The organism is Candidatus Methylomirabilota bacterium (genome assembly GCA_035764725.1).
Classification (GTDB): Bacteria; Methylomirabilota; Methylomirabilia; order Rokubacteriales; family CSP1-6; genus DASRWT01.
In genome coordinates this window covers 1-18,395 of record DASTYT010000112.1, presented here as the reverse complement: position 1 = coordinate 18,395, position 18,395 = coordinate 1, and the positions used below count along the sequence as shown (strand labels likewise).

Below are 18,395 nucleotides of genomic sequence, written 5' to 3'. Positions count from 1 at the left end.
CAACTGCAAGAACGTGATCCCGCAGTTGCGGGACTGGCATGCGAAGTACCAGGGTAAGGGACTCACCATCGTGGGCGTACACACGCCGGAATTCAGCTGGGAGAAGCCCTACGAGCGGGTGGTGGCCGCGACGAAGGAGCTCGGCGTGGCCTATCCAGTGGTCCAGGACAATGACCTGGCGATCTGGAAGCGGTTCACGAACCGCTACTGGCCCGCCGCGGTCGTCGTGGACAAGAAGGGCGTGATCCGCTTCACCCACGTCGGCGAGGGCGGATATGCCGAGATGGAGCGGCTCATCCAGGCGCTCCTCGCGGAGCCGTGAGGCGCCGGGAGCTCCTGCTCTTCGGTTCGGTGCTTCTGGCGTCGGCCATCCTCGCCGCGCTCGCCGCGCTCTCGCTCCGCCAGTGGGAGGCGTCCGCGCAGCGCCACATCCGCGACCAGGCCCGGGACATGGCCACGATGGCGGTGGAGAAGATCGAGATGGCGGTGCTGAAGGCGGAAGAGGAGGCGCTGGCCCGCCTCCAGACCGCACAGCGCGACCGGGCGACGCTGCCCCAGCGAATGGACGCCTGGAAGACGGAGACGCCGATGTTCGAGGAGGTGTACCTCTTCGACCGCGGCGGCGTCCAGCGTTACCCGCCCTCCACCGCGGGGCCGTCGCCGCTGGATGCGCTCCGCGCCGAGATCCCGCCCCCGATCTGGGGTCGCGGCGGCCGCCGCCACGTGGCGCTCGGCGACCGCGTCGCCCTCGTGGCCGTCCTGCCCGGCGAGCCGCCGCTCGATTCGCTTCTCGCCGTCCTCGTCCGCAGCGAGCCTGCGCTGCGCCGCGACGTCCTCGAGAAGACGCTGGCCGGCCTCGAAGGCCAGAGCGTCCTCGCCGTGCTCGACCGGGACAACCGCGCTGTCTACGTGCCGCGGCCGCTCGACCGCACCGAGCACGTGCTCACCGTGGACTTCGGCGAGACGCTGCCGTCGTGGCGGCTGGCCCTTTACGAGCCCGCGGGCCTCTCGCCCCGGGATGCCGTGCGGCGGCAGGCGTGGCTGTTCGCCGCGGCGTTCGGACTCCTCCTGGCCGTCATCACGCTGGGACTGGGCGCCACCTATCGCCTGGTGCGCCGGGAGTCGGAGATGATCCGCCTCAAGTCCGACTTCGTGGCCAATGTCTCCCACGACCTCAAGACGCCGCTGGCCCTCATCCGCATGTTCGGCGAGACGCTCGAGATGAACCGCGTCCCCGACGAGGCGACGCGCCGCGAGTACTACGGGGTCATCACCCGCGAGAGCGAGCGCCTCTCGCGCCTCATCGACAACGTGCTGGACTTCTCGCGCATCGAGGAGGGCCGCCGTCGCTATGTGCTTGCGGCGGGCTCCATCGAGCCCGTGATCTTCGAGGTCATGGAGGCCTTCCGCCATCCCCTGACCCAGCTCGGCTTCAAGGTCAGCGTGGAGGTGGAGCCGGATCTCCCCGAGGTCGACCTGGACGCCGAGGCCATGCAGCAGGCGGTCGCCAACCTGGTGGACAATGCCATCAAGTACTCTGACGCGCGGCGGCACCTGACCGTGACAGCGCGCCGCGCGGACGACGCCGTCGCCGTGGCGGTGGCCGACGAGGGCATCGGGATCCCGCCGCGGGAGCAGGAGCGCATCTTCGACAAGTTCTACCGCGTGGGCCACAGCGACACCCAGGGCCGGCGCGGGAGCGGCGTGGGACTGGCGCTGGTCAAGCACATCGTAGACGCGCACGGCGGCCGCGTGGGCGTCGAGAGCCGGGTGGGCGAGGGCAGCCGCTTCACCATCATCCTGCCGGCGGCGGGCTCGGCGCCGTCGGTGGGAGCACGCTGACGTGCCGCGCATCCTCATCGTGGACGACGAGCCCGAGATGGTACGTGGGCTCCAGGACAATCTCCGCTTCGAGGGTTATCAGACCCTGACGGCGGCCGACGGCGCGCGCGCGCTCGCCCTCGCCGTGTCCGAGACGCCCGATCTCATCGTGCTCGACCTCATGCTGCCCGGACAGAGCGGCTGGGAGGTGTGCCGGGCACTGCGACAGCGTGGGCTCGACATCCCCATCATCATGCTCACCGCACGGGGCGAGGAGGCGGACCAGGTACGCGGGCTCGAGCTGGGCGCCGACGACTACGTCACCAAGCCCTTCAGCCTGCGTGAGCTGCTCGCCCGGATCCGCGCCGTCCTCCGCCGCCCGGGGCCAAGGCACGCGATGGAGAGCTTCGTCTTCGGCGAGGCCCGGTTCGAGCCGCGTACCCGCCGGGCCTGGAAGGCGGGCCGTGAGGTAGGGCTCACCCGGAAGGAGTTCGAGCTGCTCCGCTACCTCGTCGAGCACCCCAGCGAGGTCCTCACTCGCGAGCGACTCCTCAACGCGGTCTGGGGCTACGAGCGCTTTCCCACGACCCGCACGGTCGACACCCACGTGCTGCGGCTCCGGCAGAAGTTCGAGACGGACCCCGAGCGGCCCGCCCACATCCTGACCGTCCACGGTCAGGGCTATCGCTTCGAGCCCTAGATCTCGCCCCGGAGCACGCGCTCGCGAAGGAAGTCCCGGAGGCGCGAGCGCAGCTCCGGCGGCATGTCCTCGGGGACGGCGCGTGCGGTCAGGTCCCGCGTCCTCCGGTAGGTTCGGAGATAGGCCCGGCACGGGGCGCAGTCGGCAAGATGCCGCTCGAGCTCGGCCAGCAGCCGTTCGCCGAGCGTCCGATCGAGGTAGTCCACGAGAAGGTCGATGGCCTCCTGGCACGTCAGCGGCGCCCTGGACTCTGGCTGCACACCGGTTAGACACAGGGAGCCGGGCCGGGGGTTCGCGGGTAGAATCGTTGCCGGTCGGGAACCCTAAACCATGAATGAACCGAGCGGAAGGGACGAGGCGGAGGCTCAGGCCGAGCGCTATCGGGCCCTTCTCGAGATCAACAACGCCGTGGTGGGCAAGCTCACCCGGGACACCCTCTTCGCTGCGGTGGCCCCGGCCCTCCGGCGGATCCTCCCCTTCGAGCGCATCGCGATCTTCCTCCACGATCCTGCCCGCGACGTCCTGCGCCTCTTCGTGCTCGAGTCCACGGTGCCCTCCCCTTACTTCGCGGTGGGGCTCGAGATGCCCGCCGGCGCCAGCCACATGGGCCATGTGTTCAAGGCGCGCCTCCCCCTGCTCCGCCGCGACCTCGAGGTCGAGCGCGAGTACCCCGCCGAGGACCTCGCGTTGGCCGACGGCATCCACTCCTTCATCAGCGTGCCCCTGATCGCCGGGGGACGCGCCATCGGCACCCTGGCCATCGCCAGCACCACACCGAACCGCTACTCAGAGGCGGACAGCGGCTTTGTCATGGAGGTCGCGGGACAGGTGGCGCTGGCCGTGGCCAACATGATCGCCTATGAGGAGATCACCGCGCTCAAGGCCCGGCTCGAGCGCGAGAACGTGTACCTCCAGGAGGAGATCCGGCAGAGTCACAACTTCGTGGAGCTCGTTGGCTCCAGCCCGGTCCTGCTGGCGCTCCTCGAGCGGGTGGAACAGGCGGCGCCCACCGAGGCCACCGTCCTGATCCTCGGAGAGACGGGAACCGGCAAGGAGCTCATTGCCCGAGCGGTTCATGGCGCGAGCCCCCGGCGCGAGCGGCCCCTGGTCAAGGTCGATTGCACGTCGCTCTCCGCGGGCCTGGTGGAGAGCGAGCTCTTCGGCCACGCCAAGGGCGCCTTCACCGGCGCCATTGACCGACGCATCGGGCGCTTCGAGCTGGCGGACCGGGGGACCATCTTCCTCGACGAGGTCGGGGAGCTGCCGCTAGAGGCGCAGGCCAAGCTTCTGCGGGTGCTGCAGGAACAGCAGTTCGAGCCGGTCGGCAGTAACCGCACCGTGAAAGTGGACGTGAGGGTCATCGCCGCCACCAACCGGGACCTCGAGGGCGCCGTGCGCGACGGTCGCTTCCGCGCCGATCTCTTCTATCGCCTCAACGTGGTCCCGCTTCACGTCCCGCCATTACGGGAACGGCGTCAGGATATTCCGCAACTTGCGGCCTTCTTCCTGGCACGTTACGCGAAGACCTTCGGCCGCCCCGCGACCGCGCTGTCTCCCGCGAGCCTCGAGCGGCTCGCCCTCTATGACTGGCCCGGCAACGTTCGCGAGCTGCAGAACGTCATGGAGCGCGCCGTGGTGCTGAGCGCGGGGCCTTTGCTGGAGCTTCCGCCCGATCTGTTCCGCGCCTCGCCTCCGGCCGCGGGAGCCGTGGCGGCACCGCCACCGCCCACGGGGCCGCTCGTCTCCCCGGCCATTCCGCCACCTCCCGAGCCCGCCACGCTCGAGGAGGTGGAGCGGGCCCACATCGTCCGCATCTTGGAGAAGGCCAACTGGGTGGTGCAGGGACCGAGAGGAGCCGCCGCCATCCTCGGGCTCCATCCCAACACCTTGCGCAGCCGGATGGATCGCCTCGGCATTCGTCGCCGCTCCGAACCCTCGTAGGACAGCTCCGCCCATCGGGAGCCGGCCACGACATCTCGTGGCGCGGCGCCGCAAAACGACCCCTTTTGGCCGGCATGCCTCTTGCCTCACATGGGTGCATGCTGCGCATCTCGATACGGATGGATGGCAACGCGGGCGCGCGCGTGGACCTCGAGGGCCAGATCATCGGCCCCTGGGTCGGTGAGCTCTCGCGCGTGTGCAGGCCCCTCCTGGACGCCGGGAAGCCCCTCACCCTGGACCTCGGCGCCGTGTCCTTCGTCGGGCGCGACGGCATCGAGCTCCTCGCCCGCCTGAAGGGGAACCGCGTCACGTTGCGGAACTGCTCCCGTCTGCTCCACGAGCAGCTCAAAGCGAGGGAGGCGAATGGACACTGAGAGCGAGGCCCAGCTCATCAACCGGCTGCGCGCGCGCGACGCGAGCGCGCTCGAGGTGCTCATGGAGCGGCATGCCGGTCGGCTCTATCGCCTCGCGTATGGCATCACGAGAAATGACGCCGACGCCGAGGAGGTCGTGCAGGACGCCTTCCTCGCCCTGTTCCGGAAGATCGACGGCTTCGAGGGGCGCGCGGCGCTCGGCAGCTGGCTCTACCGCGTCACCGCCAACGCAGCCCTCATCAAGCACCGCGGCAAGCGGGCCCAGCTGGAGGTCTCGCTGGAGGATCAGCTGCCCACCTATCTCGCCGACGGCCACCGCGAAGGCGATCGCTCCTTCCTCCTCGCCGACTGGTCGGAAACGCCCGAGGAGACCCTGCTCAACGGCGAGGCGCGCAAGACGCTCGAACGCGCCCTCGACCGCCTGCCCGATCACTATCGCGCCGTGGTCGTGCTCCGCGAGGTGGAAGGTCTCGACAACGAGGAGGTCGCGAAGATCCTGGGCGAGTCGGTGCCCACGGTGAAGTCCCGCCTCCATCGCGCCCGGATGGCGCTGCGCGAGGAGCTCACCCGCGCGCTGGGACCGCGGCTGGACGCCTGAGCGCGGGTGCGGCGGGGCGCGGGGCGAACGCGTGCAGGAGGAAGAGCAGCGCCGCCGCGCCCAGCAGGAACGGCCCGATCACCGGGAGGCCGTATCGGTGGGCGAGCACGCCCCCGAGCCACGGTAGGGTCGCCGCGCCGAGATAGGCCGCCGCGACCTGGAAGCCGATCGCGTTGGCGGTGTCGGCCTCGCCCAGGCGTCCGGGCGTCTCCGACACGAGCAGCGGATAGATCGGGGCCAGCGCGACTCCGAGCGCGAGCAAGCCGGCGCCGCTGCCCCAGCCACCGGGCGCCAGCCAGAGCGCGAGGGCGGCGATGGGCGCGCCGGCAATCGCGACGCGCAGGAGGGTCGTCGCAGGGACGCGCTCGGCAAGCCAGCCGAACGCCACTCGACCCGCCGTGAGCGCGCCCCAGTATCCGGCGACCCACAGGCCCGCCGTGACCGGAGCGATGCCGCGGCCCTCGGTGAAGAGGCTGTAGGTCCACTGGCCGGCGACGACCTCGACGCCCGTGTAGACGAAGAAGAGCGCCGCGTTGAGCCAGACGACCGGGCGCCCGAGTGTCGCCGCCGGGCTCCGCGCGCCTGCCGACGCCGATCCGGGACCGGCGCGCCCCTCCATCTCCCAGAGCCGCCGTGTGAGCACGAAGACGGTCGTCAGCGCTGCCAGCGAGGCCCCGAGGACCGCATAGCCTACGCGCCAGGAGCGGCCCCCGGCCAGCACCGCCGTCATCAGGAGCGGGCCCGTCATGGCGCCCACCCCGTAGGCGGCATGGAGCCAGCTGAGCCGCCGCGGGGGGAAGCGCAGCGCCGCGAAGGCGTTGATGCCGGCGTCGATCGCGCCCGCGCCGAGACCCGCCAGCACGCCCGCCGCCATCATCAGGCGCCAGCGTGGCGCGAGCGCACAGACGGCGGCGTGCGCCACCATGAGCGCGCTGCTCCACACGAGCAGACGTCCGATCCCGAGACGCGCGACCAGCCAGCCGCCGCTGAAGCTCGAGGCGAGGTAGCCGACCATCGTCGCCGCGAGCAGCACACCGAGCTCCCCCAGCGGCAGACCAAAGGTCGCGCGCACCGAGGGCCAGGCCACGCCCAGCACACCGTCCGGCAGCCCGAGGCTGGCGAAGGCGAGCAGCGCGACGGCGAAGAGCATCAGCCGCTCACGGCCGTATCCCGGGCACCCCGAGACGCATGCGGTAGAGACCGTGCCGCGCCGTCATGTATAGGGTGCGGCCGTCCCCGTCGCCCCAGGCGAAGTTGGCGGGCAGCTCGGGAAGCTGGATGGTGCCGAGATGCCGTCCTTCGGGCGAGATGACCCAGACGCCGCCGGGACCCGAGACGTAGAGATTTCCCCGCGCATCCACCTTCATGCCGTCCAGGGCCTCCTCGCCCGGCGCGCCGGTCATGTCGAAGAACACGCGGCCGTCGGCGAGCCCACCGTCGGGTGTGACCGCGTAGCGCATCACGACCTTCCTGTTCTCGTCCCAGTTCGTCACGTACAGGAAGCGCTCGTCCGGCGAGAACGCGAGCCCGTTGGGGCCGGCGAGATCGGTGCCCACGAGCCGGAGCGTTCCGTCCGCGTAGCGGAAGACCCCGCTGTACGGCAGCTCCCTTCGTGGATCGGCGTGGAAGCGCGGCAGGCCGAACGGCGGATCCGTGAAGTAGAGCGCGCCGTCGGACTTCAACACGAGGTCGTTCGGACTGTTGAGCCGCCGGCCCTCGAAGCGGTCGGCGAGCACGGTCAGGGCGCCGGTCCTTTCCAGCCGCGTCACGCGACGGTTGCCGTGCTCGTTGATGAGGAGGCGGCCGTCGCGGTCGAGGGTGAGCCCATTCGAGCCGGGTTGCCCGTACTCCCCGATGTCGGGACCGGTATACCCGCTCTTCGCGCGGTACACGGCCAGCCCCGCGTCCTCCGACCAGCTGTAAATCGTGTTGGCGTTCGGATCGCTGAAGAGGAGATAGCCGCCGTCCCGCACCCACACCGGCCCTTCGATGAACTGGAATCCCTCCGCGACCCTCTCGACCCGCAGCGCCGCGGGGACGATTGCGTCGAGCCCAGCGTCCCGCCGGAGCACCCGGGCCGGCACCTCGGGAAAGCGGGGCGCCTGGTAGAAGTCCAGCGTGGCCGACCGGATCCACAGAAAATTCGCGGGCGGATCGGAGAGCGGCCCATTGACGCCGAAGACGGCGAGCTGAATCGTCTGGCCCGGCCGGACATCGCGTCCGATGATCACGCGGTTGGGCGCGTTGAATCCGCCGATGAGCGAGCCGCCCACCTGCCCAAGGCGCCGCGGGAGCCGCCCATCCACCCAGACCTCGGCGTAGTCGTCCACCACGACCTCGAGCACCACGGTCGCGCCGCGGGGATCGAAGGCGCCGATTCGGTCGGGGACGGTGACCGTGACGCGGTACCAGCCTAGCGCCAACCGCCCGTTGCCGCGCCGCTCGCGGATACCCGCCGCGTCGATGACAGTCCAGTCGCGGTCGTCGAGGTCGCGCGCGCCCGCGTGCGGGGCCACGTCCAGTGTCGCCACGGGCGGACCCGACGGCCGCAGATCCGGGCCCGGTCCGCGGAACTCCACCTCGACCAACCGGGCATCGCGATACCGCCACTGCCCATGCACGAGGGCCACGCCGTCGGCGGTCGCCAGGTCCACCACCGCATCGGGGCGATTCTCGGTGGGATTGAGGGCATGAGGTCCGGCCTCGGCCGTAGCGGCCGCCAGGAGCAGCGCGACCGCGATGACTGCGCGCCCGCGCGCGATCATTGCGCGCCTCCGCCCATCGAGATGGGCTTGACGACGAAGTACGTGAGCGGTCCCGACACTTCCTTGAACCAGTGGGGTACGCCGGCCGGAATCACCACGACGTCACCCTTGCCGATGCGCCGCGTCTCTCCACCCCGTATGGTCGCGCCGCGCACCTGCCCAGGCTCGGTGACCTTGCCGTCCACCACCGTGCCGCCCGTGACCACGGTGGCGCTCCCCTCCAGCACGTAGACGACATCGGTCTCCCAGTCGTGCACTTCGACCTGGCCGGGCCCCTCGCGGCGGCTCGCGTGAATCTTGTAGCCATCCACCTCGAGGAGAGGCATGCCCTTGGCGAAGGCGGCGGCCACCGCACCGCGCTCGATGTAGGTGATCGCGGGTGCGGGGGAGGCCGCGACGCTGAAGCTCCGGGCCGCTGCGGCGCCGATCACGGCGAGCTCCTCGTCTTGCTGCGCGCTCGCGGCGCCGCTCACACCGATGGCGCCCACCACCTGGCCATCGACCACGATCGGCACTCCGCCCTGTAAGGGGGTAAAGTCGTGGAGCGCGAGCATGGGCGTCCGCCCGCCGCGGATGATCTCCTCGAAGGCGCGGGTGGGGCGTTGGAAGATGGCCGCCGTCCGCGCCTTGCCGATGGAGATCTGACCGCTTGCCGCGAATGTCCCATCGAGGCGCTCGAGGGCGAGGAGATTGCCGCCCTCGTCGACTACCGCAAATGCTCCCCCCGCCCGTTGACGGCGCGCCTCGGCTGCTGCCGCCGCGATCACCTGCTTGGCGCCCTCCAGCGTGAGCCCCCGCTTGGCGACCACGCCTTCGGCGTGCGCCGGCGCCGCCGTCAGGAACAGCGCGAGTGCTGCCACGATCGTCCTCAGCCCGCTCATGGGGATGTCCTTTCTCGGCTGCGCGCGTCGCGGAGGTCCCGAGATGCGCCGGGCCGCCGCGACGTCGCGACGGTTGCGGTCTACTTGGCGGCCATCACCGGCGAGGCGACCGCCGTCTCGCCGAGTACCACTTCGGCCCACGCGCACCAGATCTGCACCTTGGCGATGCTGGGCACGTACTCCGGCACGGTGATGCTGGTGTTGATCCGGTCGTCCTTGAGCTTGAGCCGGTCCAGCAGATACACCGTCCCCTTGGTATCCACCACTTGCCAGTGCGGATCCGGAGAGCCCGGGACCTGGAAGTCCGCCGACAGCGTCAGCGTCGTCTTGCTGCCCTGCTGAGACACTGTCACCGTGCCGCCGTTCACCGCCTTGCCCGCGAAGGGGCCGCTCGTCTGATCCGCGGCCACCACGCTGCCTGCCGTCATCGCCATCAGCGCCACGACCACCAGCGCCACCACGCCCGCCGTCCGACCACGCCACATCCGCATGCCTCGTCCTCCTCGTTGGTTTGGGGTTGGATCCCGATCCTCGGTCACCTGCTTGGACACGGGCCGAGGTCGTTGCGCCGCGACCGGCGGGGCGTTAGCGGAGCGCGGCGGCGCCGGCAAGCGCGATGGCTTCGTCCACTGCCGGCGTGTCGCCGCTCACTCCCACGGCCCCGATGACCTTGCCATCGAGCCGAATCGGCACACCGCCTTGCAGCGGCGTCGCGTCGGCGAGGGCGAGCGCGGCCACGCGGCCCGCGCGGATCTGCTCCTCGAACTCGCGGCTCGGCCGCCGGTAGATGGCGGCGGTGCGGGCCTTGCCGATGCCCACGTTGACGCTGGCCACCTGTGTGTCGTCGAGGCGGTGCAGCAGGATCAGGTGACCGCCGTCGTCCACCACCGCGATCACTACGCCCACCCCGCGCTCCCGCGCCGCGGCCTCGGCCGCCGCGGCCACGCGCGTGGCGGCCTGGAAGGACAGCGTCTTCTTGTCCACGGTCTGGGCCGACGCGGGCGGGTTCACCGCGCCTGCCGCGAGCAGGCCTGCGGCACTCACGCCGAGCATGGTGCCCCGCACGGCGCGTCCGAAGGCGCTCATGCCGCGGTCCCAGCGCCGGCCAGCGCGAGCGCCGACGGCTGCTGCCACGCCCGCCACACCCGGTCAGGGCTCCCGAGATCGCTCCACGCGACGCCCGTGACAGGCAGGACGGCGAGGCGCGACGTGCTCGGCGTCAGCACCTGGCGCGAGAAGTCGGCCGCCGGCAATGCCGCATACGCCGCGCGGACCGCGGCCGCCTCGACCGCGCCCCCGAAGGCGGGCGCCACGTTGTCGAGGGCGCCGTAGAGCGCGGGGAGCGCGCACGCGATGGCGGCGAGAAAGGTCTCCACCGCCCCCACCATCACGAAGCTGTTCCAGAGACATCCGCGCCGGCGAAGGCTCTGGGCGAGATCGGCGGGAGGCTTCTCCCAGAAGCGCGTGACGCAGTAGAGATCGCGTGGCCCAGCGGGTGACACGAGGTCGCCGGGCTCGATCCAGCCGTACTCGGACTCCGGGCTATCCGGGATCATGCCGAGCAGCACGAGCCGATCCGGCCGAGCCGCCGCCGCCTCGAAGGCCGCCTCGACCCAAGTCATGAAGCGTGCGTCGTCCGAGACGTGATGGTCGGAGGGCAGCACCGCGACCGCGGCGGCGGGCGCACGCGCGGCGAGCTTCAGCAAGGGGTAGAGAATGCCGGGCGCGGTGCCGCGATTGTCGGGCTGCACCACGAGCTCCGCCGGGCGCAGCCGCGCCATCACCGGCGCGTAGAACGGCTCGTGGCGGCGCGTGACGACCGCCATGCGGTGCGGGGGCGTGATGACCCCGTCCAGGCGGGCCCACGTCGCCTCGAGCAAGGTGCGCCCGCCCATGACGGGGCAGAACTGCTTGGGGCGGTCGTCGCCACACAGCTCGCGGGTCAGCGGACGGAGCCGCGCTCCGTCGCCCCCGGCGAGCACCAGTGCCCACCGCTCTCCGCGACCTTCGCCCGGCGGTGCCGCCGCCCGGTTGTGGTCCTCGCCCATGTCATCGGCCTTTCTGCGCGCCTCACTGATTCAGCCGCGCGCTATGCCTTAGACACGGGGAGCCGCCGGGGCGGTTCTGGACTAGAGCTCTCACCGGAAGTGACACGCCGCCGCGCGCAGCGCGCCGCGCCGCCAGCCTGAATAGGCCGCCATACCCCTTACAGATGGGTGCTTCCGCGGCTGACTCGGCGGCCTTTACAGGCGATGTATGAAGCCCTTTACAGTTTCCAGGGTTAGCACTTTTTCAGGGGCCATAACATGCTGATATTGTTGTAGTTGTAGAACTGGCACGAGGCCTGCTGCCCCTCCTTGCATGACTCAAAGAAGCCAGCGGCTGGCTCAGGGAAATCAGCGGCGAACGGGCGAAAATCAACAGGTGGGGGGAATGGAGCCAATGATGAGAACTGCAAGGGTGCTCATGGGAGTAATGGTCGCGCTCGCCGCGGTCATCGGGTGGTCGTCGGCTGCGACAGCCACCACGTTCGATGTCACCGTCAACGTCGGTTGGGTTGACGCGTCGGGGACGTGCAGCTCTGGGACTACTTGCTTGGGCTTCGCCGGCACCGGCGGGTTCGCTGGCACGTCCACGCGACTGAACTGGGACAACGCCACCACCGCCATCGACAGCTACCTCTCGATCGGCGCGCTTCCCACCTTTGTTCCCTTCCCGGCAAACTCCCCTGCAAGCGTTGGTAGCATACCCGCGGGGACCGGAACAGGCACGATCACCGACAACGGCACCGTCATCGAGACGGCCCAGATTCGGCACACTAACAACGCGATCCCGCAAGAGGATAACTTCCTCGCCACGATCCAGCTGAACACAGAACTTATCCTCAGCTCGGGCGGTACTACGATCCTCGATTTGCCCTTCAATCCTCTGGTCACGTTCCTGGAGACGAAAAACCAGGCGCCGTGCACCCAGACGACGAACACGCTCGGGTCGACCTGCGATGACCAGTTCACCTTCAACGAAAATCTCGGCACTCTCGATGTTCCGTTCTCGTTCGGGGGAGAGGATTTCATTCTGCACGTCGCGGGACTGGTCGATGCTAATCATGACCCTGCCTGCGAGGCGGGGGCAGGGACTACGCTCAATTGCCTGACCGCGGAAGGCCAGCAGAATGACCGGTTCGTGATCGCCTTCCTCGAGAACGTGACGACCCCCCAGGTGCCGGCTCCGGCTGGTCTGCTGCTCCTGGGAGTGGGCCTCGTGGGCATGGTGATCCGCAAGCGGCTGGCCGCCTAGCTAGCACGCCGCACGCGCGTAGGCTCTGAAGTCCCGTTGGGGGGTGGCCCGGTCGGGCCGCCCCCCAACTCGTTTTTGTGGTCTGACGGCCCCCCTGCTCCCGCGTCGCCCTATGCCAAATCCAGTAAGAACATCATCGCTCCCGAGGTAGCATCGGTGAGGACGCTGCCATCCGGGGGGAGTGATCATGCGCATTGAGCATCCCTCGCTGACGAGCTGGACATTCGCGCTGCGGGGGTTTCAGCTCTATCGCTTCTTGAAGGACAAGTGGCCGGCCTTCATGTTCGAGGACCCGTTGTCGAGAAGGCTGTGGCCATGGCTCTACATTCGATTCCCTCGCTATCAATTCATCGTGTTCGACGGTCGGAAGATGGTCGCGGCCGCCAACAGCGTTCCCATACATTTCGACGGGGAGCTTTCAAAGCTCCCCGAAACGGGGTGGACCTGGGCCATCGAAAAGGCGTTCGTCGACCGACGGGAGGGCCGGGCCCCCAACACTCAGGTGATGCTCTCGATCGTGGTTGCGCCAGACGCCCGAGCAAAGGGCTTCAGTACGAATATGATCGAGACCGTGAAGGCGATCGGGAAGAACGAAGGCATGAAATTCGCGCTGGCCCCCGTCCGACCCAGCAGGAAGAGCGAGTTCCCGATGCTGTCAATGGAAGAGTATGTGCGAAAACAGACGGAGGATGGACGCATCTTCGACCCGTGGCTCCGCGCCCACGTCGCAACGGGGGGCAAGATCCTGTCCGTATGCAATCAATCCATGACCATCCCGGGCTCCATAAAGACCTGGTCGCGCTGGACCCACCGGAGCTTCACGCAAAGCGGAAGCTTCGTCGTGGACGGGGCGCTGGCTCCGGTCACTATCGAAATCGAGAAGAACCTTGGAACGTACGTCGAGCCAAACGTCTGGGTTCTGCACGAGTACGGCGCCAACGGGGCAAATACGTAGCCTCGGGGCTAGTGGCCGCCGCCGAGGAAATGATCCCGGCGGTTCATCTGCCAGCAAGATTCGTCATGCGCCGCGCACAGCGGGTGCTGTTCCCCGTACGAGATGACGCGGAGGCGGTTGCCGCTCACGCCCTGACTCAGGAGATAGGCCTGCGCGGCCTTGGCCCGGCGATCGCCGAGGGCGAGGTTGTATTCCTGGGTGCCGCGCTCGTCGCAGTGCCCCTCGATCAGGACCTGCACGCTCCCATTGGCCTTGAGCCACTTGGCGTTCGCGTCCAGGACCTTCGCGTCCTCGGGCCGGATGTCGTAGCGGTCGAAGTCGAAGCGGATGTCCTTGAGGGTCGCCATCTGGCTGAACTCACTGGGGTGCATCGTCGCCGCGCTCTTCCCGCCGCCCGCGCCGGGCTGCGCCGAGGACTGGCTGCCCTGCCCCGCGGCGGCCATCGAGCCGGAAGAGGCGGCCGATGCGGTACCGCTGGGAGCGGGGGCGGCTCCGACGGCCGAGCCGGGACGCTTTGGACACCCGGCCGCGCCCAGCGCCGCCACCGTCAGGACCGTGACCATCAGGACCGAGCCACGCGTGATCGTCATCTCGTCGTCTCCTGGGGCGCCGCGCTCCGGCGGGCCCGCTGCCGACCGTTATCTCGCCGTCGGGCGCCGCCGCGTCCGCGCACCCGCGCCCTTACCCCTCCCGATGAGCCGCCGCAGGACGGCCACCAGCGCCGGTCCCTCCATGCGAAGCTCCGACAGCGACGCCCCCGCGATGCTGCGCACCAGACGGCTCCCTTTCGGGGTCAGTTGCACCACCACCGACCGCCGGTCCGGACTCATCGTCCGCCGCTCGAGCATGCCCCGCCGTACCAGCCGGTCCACCAGCTCGACCGCGCTGTGGTGCGCCACCTGCAACCGCTCCGCGAGCGTCCCGATCGTCGCGGGGCGCCGCCCCTCCAGTCCCTTCACCTGCAGCAGCAGCACGTACTGCTGCGGCTCGACACCCTTGGCCCGCGTCGCCAGCTCCCGAATCCGGAGGAAGCGGCGAATCTGATACCGCAGCTCGGCCAGTGTCCAGTAGTCGATCGGCGGCGATGGCACCGCGCCAATCATATCGTGAACCGATATGTTTCCACTCACAAAGTCGGCGGGCGTGGGCGTGAGTGAGAGCGGGCAGATGGTGCGGGGCGGCGATCAGGCCGGAGGCGGCGTCGGCGCGCCAGCCGGCGCGTCCGCGCGGGCGCCCGCCAGCTCTTCTCGGATGATGCGGCGCAGGGTTCGCCGCGAGGCGGCGGCGAGCCAGCGGCCCCCGAACCACGCCAGGGCGACGAGGGCGAGGAGGGCGAAAGCGGCCACGCCCCACTGCACCTCCTCGCGGTGGAGGTAGCCCTGCTCCCGATGCTTGATGTCGCAGTCCTCGCGCACCCGCTCCACGTCCGGAAACCCCGGATGGATGCGGTTGGCCGCGCTCATGTTCCGGTACGCCCGGTAATGGAGGTCGCGCAGGTAGAGGTCCACACCATGGTTCCAGAGCCGCGTGAACATGCTGTCGCCCAGCGGCGTGAAGCCTGCCTGGCGCGCGGCGTCGTGGATGGTCTCCACCGGGATGGCGAAGTTGAAGCCTTGCACCACCTGGTCGCCCTGGAGGGAGGTGAAGGTCGCCGCGCCGATCACGTACCCCCGGTCGTCGAACATCGGGCCGCCGCTGTTGCCCTGGATGATCGCGGCGTCCGTCTGGATCACGCGCTGCCCGCCGATGTCCTCCTTGAAACCCGAGATCCGACCGGTGGTGATGGTCGGCTCGAAGAGGGTCGCGCGGCTCAGGAGCTCGTGGGACGCCACGACGCCGGGAAAGCCGATGACGAAGAGGCTTTGGCCGAGGTGGAGATCGGTGCTGCGGGCGGCGAGCCGCGCCACCGGTAGCTCGCGCTCCTCGATCTTGAGGACCGCCACGTCGCGGCCGCGCATGCTCTCGCCCGTGCGCACGTAGGCGGGCGGCGAGTAGTACTTGAGGGCGGCGGGATACGCCCGCCCGTTCGAGAGGTTCACGGTGATCGCGCGCTCGACGGCGAACCCGTCCCGGTTCATCGGCTCGGCAGCAAGGGCGCGGATGCGCTCGACGCGCGTGGCCGGCGCCAGCGGCTCCAGCTCCGGGGCGCAGGCCTCGGCGATCGCCTTCTCGAGGAGCTCGGCCCCGAAGGCCCCGTCGCGCCCCTCGTGATAGGGCTGCACCACGTGGCCGTTGGTCACGATCCAGCCGTCGGGATGCACGATGGCGCCGCTGCCGAGCTCCCCGATGGCGGCCGGCCGCACCGTCACCGCCGGCCCCTCGCTGCAGCGCACCGTGGCGGTGCCGCCCACGCGCACGCCGACCATGACCACCGCCGGCTTGGCGCGAAACACCGCGGACTGGAGCTCGGTCTCGGTCGCGCCGAAGGCGCCTCGAGGCGCGACCGTCCCCCCGATCAGCCCCAGCCCCAGAATCCCGAGCGCTGCCCATCGCGTCGGCATCGACATGCGCGTATCCTCCTTCGTGGCGCGAACCGCGTCCGGCATTACGGGCATCCAACGTCTCAGGAGGATCTCACATGGCCGACGAGTTCGAATACATCTCACGGACCCGGCTGGTCTACCGGGACGGCTACCGCCACGCCTACCTCGGCGAGGTGCCGGAGCCCGTCGTGTACGGGGTGCAGGGCGCGCTGCGCCAGTACTACGGCGTCAAGGAGGGGCCGCCCATCGCGTCGACACTCGATCACATCGTGGCGGGCGTGGCCGGCTGAATGTACGGCACGCTGCGCGGCGCCCTGGCAGGGCGCAAGATCGAGTTCGACCGCGAGTCGTACACCGCCACCGCGGAAGGCCGCATCCGCGGGATCGGACGCACCATTCGCATCACCGCGATCCACGTGCACTACGACATCACGCTGCCCGCCGCGGCGCGGGAGGCCGCGACCCGGACCCTCGCCGTGCATCCGGAAGGATGCCCCGCGCACCAGAGCGTGAAGGACGCCATCGCAATCACGTGGGACGCCTCGCTGCGCATGGACGGCGCCACCGTGACCGTGCGAGGCGAGGACGCGGAGCGCGCCGCGTCCTGAGCGGCCGGACCGCGCCGTCTAGCCGGCGGCGCGGCCCAGCAGGGTGCGCGCGGCCGCGACGAGGGCCGGCGCGTCGATGCCGTAGTGGCGGTAGAGATCCGCCCGCGTGCCCGACTGGCCGAAGTCGTCCACGCCCAGCGGGATCTGCGGCACGCCGAGCGCGGCGCCCAGGAACGCCAGGCCGTGCGAGTGGCCGTCCAGCACCGACACGATGGGCACGCCCTCCTCGTCGGCGCCCACCAGCCGCTCGAGGGCGCCGCGACGCTGCCGGAGGCCGCGATAGAGGAGATCGGGGCTGGTGGCGATGAACACGCTCGCGTGAATCCCCTCGCCGGCCAGCGTCCGCGCGGCTGCGACCGCGTCGGGCGCCATCACGCCCGCGGCGAACAGCGACACCGCGTTCTCCTCGGGATCCCACCCGGACGCCCCCCGCGCGTCGAGCAGGCGATAACCCCCGGCGAGGACGCCGGCGCGCGTGGCCGCGGTCGGCGGCGGCGCCAGGGCCTGGTCCACCGGCTTCGTCGAGAGGCGCAGGTACAGGCTCTCGCCCTCGCCGCGGGCCATGCGGGCGAGGCCGTCGAGGAGAATCCACTCGACCTCGCGCCCGAAGGCCGGCTCCCAGTACGTCATCCCCGGCAGGGCCACGCCGATGCCCGGCGTGATCACGGACTGATGCGCGCCGCCCTCGGGGGAAAGGCTCACTCCCGACGGTGTCGCGGCCACCACGAAGCGCGCGCCGGAATAGAGCGCGTGGTAGAGCGCGTCCAGCCCGCGGGTGACGAACGGGTCGTAGAGAGTGCCGATGGGCAGCAGCGTCTCACCCGACAGTGAGCGCGTGAGCCCGAGCGCCCCCAGCAGCAGAAAGAGATTGTGCTCGGCGATGCCGATCTCCACGTGCTGGCCCGCGGGCGCCTCGCGCCACTGCATGGCCTGCGGGATCTCCGCGAAGGGGCTCGGGCGGGCCGCCGTCGCGTAGACCTGCTTGCGGTTGATCCAGCCCGCGAGATGGGTGGTGATGGCGACGTCGGCGGACACCGTCACCACGCGCTCGCCCGCGGGCAGGCGCGCGAGGCCGGCGAGCACGCGGCCGAAGGCCTCCTGAGTCGAGGTGGTCCCCGCATGCTCGTCGCCCAGCGACTCTGGCATCTCGATGGCACGCGCGCGCGGCGGGGGCGCCTGATAGAGCGGTGGGCGGGCGCGGATGAACGCGGCCTCCGCGCTGTCCTCCGGGAAGCGCGCCCACTCCTCCCCGGGGCGGATCCCGGATGCGGCACGCAGCGCCTCGATCTGGCTCGCCGACAGGAGCGCGCCGTGATTGAGGGGATCGGCGGCCAACGGCAGCGCCCAGCCCTTGAGCGTGTCGGCCAGGATCACCGCGGGCCGGTCGCGCTCGCGGTCGGCCTCCTCGTAGGCGGCGAGGATGGCGCCCAGGTCGTGGCCGCCGAGATCGCCCAGGAGCGCCTGCACCTCCTCGTCGGAGCGCCCGCCGAGCGCGCGCTCCAGCGCGGACGAGGGGGCGCCGTCCGGGCCTGTGACGAGCGCCTTGCGGGCCGCCGCCGCGGGCAGGCGAAGGAGCGCGTGATACTCCGCGTTCGGCATGGCCTCGAGGCGCCGCGCCAGGGCCTCACCGCCGGGCGCCTGCCGCGCGGCGGCCAGTCGTCCGCCCCAGCGGCACTCGATCACGCGCCACCCGGCCGCCGCGAACATGTCACGGAGCTGGTGGCGCCGCGAATCCGGTACCACGCGATCGAGGCTCTGACGATTCATGTCGACGATCCACCGGACCGTCCCCAGCGCGGCCAGCGGCTCCTCGAGCAGCGCCTCCCATACGTTGCCCTCGTCGAGCTCGGCGTCGCCCACCATCACGATGAAGCGCTCCGGCCCGCAGGGTGCGCCGTGATCGGCGAGGTAGCGCGCGGCGAAGGCGCCGAAGGTCGCCTGCACCGCCCCGAGCCCCATGGAGCCGGTGGAG

General features: G+C 70.3%; 21 protein-coding genes. 10 read left to right on the top strand and 11 right to left on the bottom strand.

Going from position 1 to position 18,395, the window contains the following annotated elements; all coding sequences use genetic code 11:
- The first annotated feature begins 13 nt into the window (after window positions 1-13).
- The 3 genes from VFX14_18035 to VFX14_18025 are packed head-to-tail and all read left to right on the top strand — an operon-like array spanning window position 14 to window position 2,521.
- The gene (locus VFX14_18035) at window positions 14-322 is read left to right on the top strand and encodes a hypothetical protein (protein HEU5191590.1); all 309 of its coding nucleotides are present in this window, start codon (window positions 14-16) and stop codon (window positions 320-322) included.
- Window positions 319-1,842: a HAMP domain-containing sensor histidine kinase gene (locus VFX14_18030; protein HEU5191589.1), complete on the top strand. Its 1,524-nt coding sequence runs from the start codon at window positions 319-321 to the stop codon at window positions 1,840-1,842. Before VFX14_18035 ends, VFX14_18030 begins: the two co-directional genes overlap by 4 nt.
- 1 nt (window position 1,843) lies before the next feature.
- A complete protein-coding gene (locus VFX14_18025) occupies window positions 1,844-2,521 on the top strand; it encodes a response regulator transcription factor (protein HEU5191588.1) in 678 nt (225 codons plus the stop codon).
- Here VFX14_18025 and VFX14_18020 read toward each other — a convergent pair.
- A complete protein-coding gene (locus tag VFX14_18020) occupies window positions 2,518-2,781 on the bottom strand; it encodes a zf-HC2 domain-containing protein (GenBank protein ID HEU5191587.1) in 264 nt (87 codons plus the stop codon). The two genes, VFX14_18025 and VFX14_18020, sit on opposite strands and share 4 nt — an antisense overlap.
- Before the next feature lie 70 nt (window positions 2,782-2,851).
- Here VFX14_18020 and VFX14_18015 point away from each other — a divergent pair, with 70 nt between their 5' ends.
- The 3 genes from VFX14_18015 (at window position 2,852) to VFX14_18005 (ending at window position 5,434) form a co-directional block, all read left to right on the top strand.
- Window positions 2,852-4,462, top strand: a complete 1,611-nt coding sequence (locus VFX14_18015) for a sigma 54-interacting transcriptional regulator (GenBank protein HEU5191586.1) — start codon at window positions 2,852-2,854, stop codon at window positions 4,460-4,462.
- A gap of 98 nt (window positions 4,463-4,560) precedes the next feature.
- Window positions 4,561-4,836: a hypothetical protein gene (locus tag VFX14_18010; protein ID HEU5191585.1), complete on the top strand. Its 276-nt coding sequence runs from the start codon at window positions 4,561-4,563 to the stop codon at window positions 4,834-4,836.
- Window positions 4,826-5,434, top strand: coding sequence for a sigma-70 family RNA polymerase sigma factor (locus tag VFX14_18005; GenBank protein HEU5191584.1), 609 nt, complete (start codon window positions 4,826-4,828; stop codon window positions 5,432-5,434). The genes VFX14_18010 and VFX14_18005 overlap by 11 nt, the downstream gene beginning before the upstream one ends.
- Here VFX14_18005 and VFX14_18000 read toward each other — a convergent pair.
- The 6 genes from VFX14_18000 to VFX14_17975 form a co-directional block, all read right to left on the bottom strand.
- Window positions 5,400-6,584, bottom strand: a complete 1,185-nt coding sequence (locus VFX14_18000) for an MFS transporter (protein HEU5191583.1) — start codon at window positions 6,582-6,584, stop codon at window positions 5,400-5,402. The two genes, VFX14_18005 and VFX14_18000, sit on opposite strands and share 35 nt — an antisense overlap.
- 7 nt (window positions 6,585-6,591) lie before the next feature.
- Window positions 6,592-8,199: an SMP-30/gluconolactonase/LRE family protein gene (locus VFX14_17995; protein ID HEU5191582.1), complete on the bottom strand. Its 1,608-nt coding sequence runs from the start codon at window positions 8,197-8,199 to the stop codon at window positions 6,592-6,594.
- Window positions 8,196-9,080: a heme-binding protein gene (locus VFX14_17990; GenBank protein HEU5191581.1), complete on the bottom strand. Its 885-nt coding sequence runs from the start codon at window positions 9,078-9,080 to the stop codon at window positions 8,196-8,198. The genes VFX14_17995 and VFX14_17990 overlap by 4 nt, the downstream gene beginning before the upstream one ends.
- 80 nt (window positions 9,081-9,160) lie before the next feature.
- Complete coding sequence (locus tag VFX14_17985) at window positions 9,161-9,571, bottom strand: hypothetical protein (GenBank protein ID HEU5191580.1); 411 nt, start codon at window positions 9,569-9,571, stop codon at window positions 9,161-9,163.
- A gap of 94 nt (window positions 9,572-9,665) precedes the next feature.
- Complete coding sequence (locus tag VFX14_17980; GenBank protein HEU5191579.1) at window positions 9,666-10,166, bottom strand: heme-binding protein; 501 nt, start codon at window positions 10,164-10,166, stop codon at window positions 9,666-9,668.
- Window positions 10,163-11,128 (bottom strand): sugar phosphate nucleotidyltransferase, encoded by a 966-nt coding sequence (locus tag VFX14_17975; GenBank protein ID HEU5191578.1) that lies wholly within the window; start codon window positions 11,126-11,128, stop codon window positions 10,163-10,165. Before VFX14_17975 ends, VFX14_17980 begins: the two co-directional genes overlap by 4 nt.
- 427 nt (window positions 11,129-11,555) lie before the next feature.
- Between VFX14_17975 and VFX14_17970 the strand changes: the two genes are divergently transcribed.
- Both VFX14_17970 and VFX14_17965 read left to right on the top strand, forming a co-directional pair.
- Window positions 11,556-12,377 (top strand): THxN family PEP-CTERM protein, encoded by an 822-nt coding sequence (locus tag VFX14_17970; GenBank protein HEU5191577.1) that lies wholly within the window; start codon window positions 11,556-11,558, stop codon window positions 12,375-12,377.
- Window positions 12,378-12,564: 187 nt separating this feature from the next.
- Window positions 12,565-13,332 (top strand): GNAT family N-acetyltransferase, encoded by a 768-nt coding sequence (locus VFX14_17965; protein ID HEU5191576.1) that lies wholly within the window; start codon window positions 12,565-12,567, stop codon window positions 13,330-13,332.
- Between the two features lie 8 nt (window positions 13,333-13,340).
- Here VFX14_17965 and pal read toward each other — a convergent pair whose 3' ends face one another.
- The 3 genes from pal to VFX14_17950 all read right to left on the bottom strand — a co-directional run bounded on the left by pal (window position 13,341) and on the right by VFX14_17950 (window position 15,839).
- Window positions 13,341-13,922, bottom strand: coding sequence for a peptidoglycan-associated lipoprotein Pal (gene pal, locus VFX14_17960; protein HEU5191575.1), 582 nt, complete (start codon window positions 13,920-13,922; stop codon window positions 13,341-13,343).
- A 48-nt stretch (window positions 13,923-13,970) separates the two neighbouring features.
- Complete coding sequence (locus tag VFX14_17955; GenBank protein HEU5191574.1) at window positions 13,971-14,423, bottom strand: MarR family transcriptional regulator; 453 nt, start codon at window positions 14,421-14,423, stop codon at window positions 13,971-13,973.
- A 93-nt stretch (window positions 14,424-14,516) separates the two neighbouring features.
- The gene (locus tag VFX14_17950; GenBank protein ID HEU5191573.1) at window positions 14,517-15,839 is read right to left on the bottom strand and encodes a S1C family serine protease; all 1,323 of its coding nucleotides are present in this window, start codon (window positions 15,837-15,839) and stop codon (window positions 14,517-14,519) included.
- A 71-nt stretch (window positions 15,840-15,910) separates the two neighbouring features.
- Here VFX14_17950 and VFX14_17945 point away from each other — a divergent pair, with 71 nt between their 5' ends.
- Window positions 15,911-16,105 (top strand): hypothetical protein, encoded by a 195-nt coding sequence (locus VFX14_17945; protein HEU5191572.1) that lies wholly within the window; start codon window positions 15,911-15,913, stop codon window positions 16,103-16,105.
- On the top strand, window positions 16,106-16,423 hold the full coding sequence (locus VFX14_17940; protein HEU5191571.1) for an OsmC family protein: 318 nt from the start codon (window positions 16,106-16,108) through the stop codon (window positions 16,421-16,423).
- 18 nt (window positions 16,424-16,441) lie between these two features.
- Here VFX14_17940 and VFX14_17935 read toward each other — a convergent pair.
- A partial coding sequence (locus VFX14_17935) for a pyruvate dehydrogenase (protein ID HEU5191570.1) occupies window positions 16,442-18,395 on the bottom strand: 1,954 nt, incomplete at its 5' end.

Bases quoted from the DNA above. Each gene is read 5' to 3' on its own strand.
- VFX14_18015 (HEU5191586.1), top strand. From the start codon at position 2,852: ATGAATGAACCGAGCGGAAGGGACGAGGCGGAGGCTCAGGCCGAGCGC.
- VFX14_18010 (HEU5191585.1), top strand. From the start codon at position 4,561: ATGCTGCGCATCTCGATACGGATGGATGGCAACGCGGGCGCGCGCGTG.
- VFX14_18005 (HEU5191584.1), top strand. From the start codon at position 4,826: ATGGACACTGAGAGCGAGGCCCAGCTCATCAACCGGCTGCGCGCGCGC.
- VFX14_18000 (HEU5191583.1), bottom strand. From the start codon at position 6,584: ATGCTCTTCGCCGTCGCGCTGCTCGCCTTCGCCAGCCTCGGGCTGCCG.
- VFX14_17995 (HEU5191582.1), bottom strand. From the start codon at position 8,199: ATGATCGCGCGCGGGCGCGCAGTCATCGCGGTCGCGCTGCTCCTGGCG.
- VFX14_17990 (HEU5191581.1), bottom strand. From the start codon at position 9,080: ATGAGCGGGCTGAGGACGATCGTGGCAGCACTCGCGCTGTTCCTGACG.
- VFX14_17985 (HEU5191580.1), bottom strand. From the start codon at position 9,571: ATGCGGATGTGGCGTGGTCGGACGGCGGGCGTGGTGGCGCTGGTGGTC.
- VFX14_17980 (HEU5191579.1), bottom strand. From the start codon at position 10,166: ATGAGCGCCTTCGGACGCGCCGTGCGGGGCACCATGCTCGGCGTGAGT.
- VFX14_17975 (HEU5191578.1), bottom strand. From the start codon at position 11,128: ATGGGCGAGGACCACAACCGGGCGGCGGCACCGCCGGGCGAAGGTCGC.
- VFX14_17970 (HEU5191577.1), top strand. From the start codon at position 11,556: ATGGTCGCGCTCGCCGCGGTCATCGGGTGGTCGTCGGCTGCGACAGCC.
- VFX14_17965 (HEU5191576.1), top strand. From the start codon at position 12,565: ATGCGCATTGAGCATCCCTCGCTGACGAGCTGGACATTCGCGCTGCGG.
- pal (HEU5191575.1), bottom strand. From the start codon at position 13,922: ATGACGATCACGCGTGGCTCGGTCCTGATGGTCACGGTCCTGACGGTG.
- VFX14_17950 (HEU5191573.1), bottom strand. From the start codon at position 15,839: ATGTCGATGCCGACGCGATGGGCAGCGCTCGGGATTCTGGGGCTGGGG.
- VFX14_17945 (HEU5191572.1), top strand. From the start codon at position 15,911: ATGGCCGACGAGTTCGAATACATCTCACGGACCCGGCTGGTCTACCGG.
- VFX14_17940 (HEU5191571.1), top strand. From the start codon at position 16,106: ATGTACGGCACGCTGCGCGGCGCCCTGGCAGGGCGCAAGATCGAGTTC.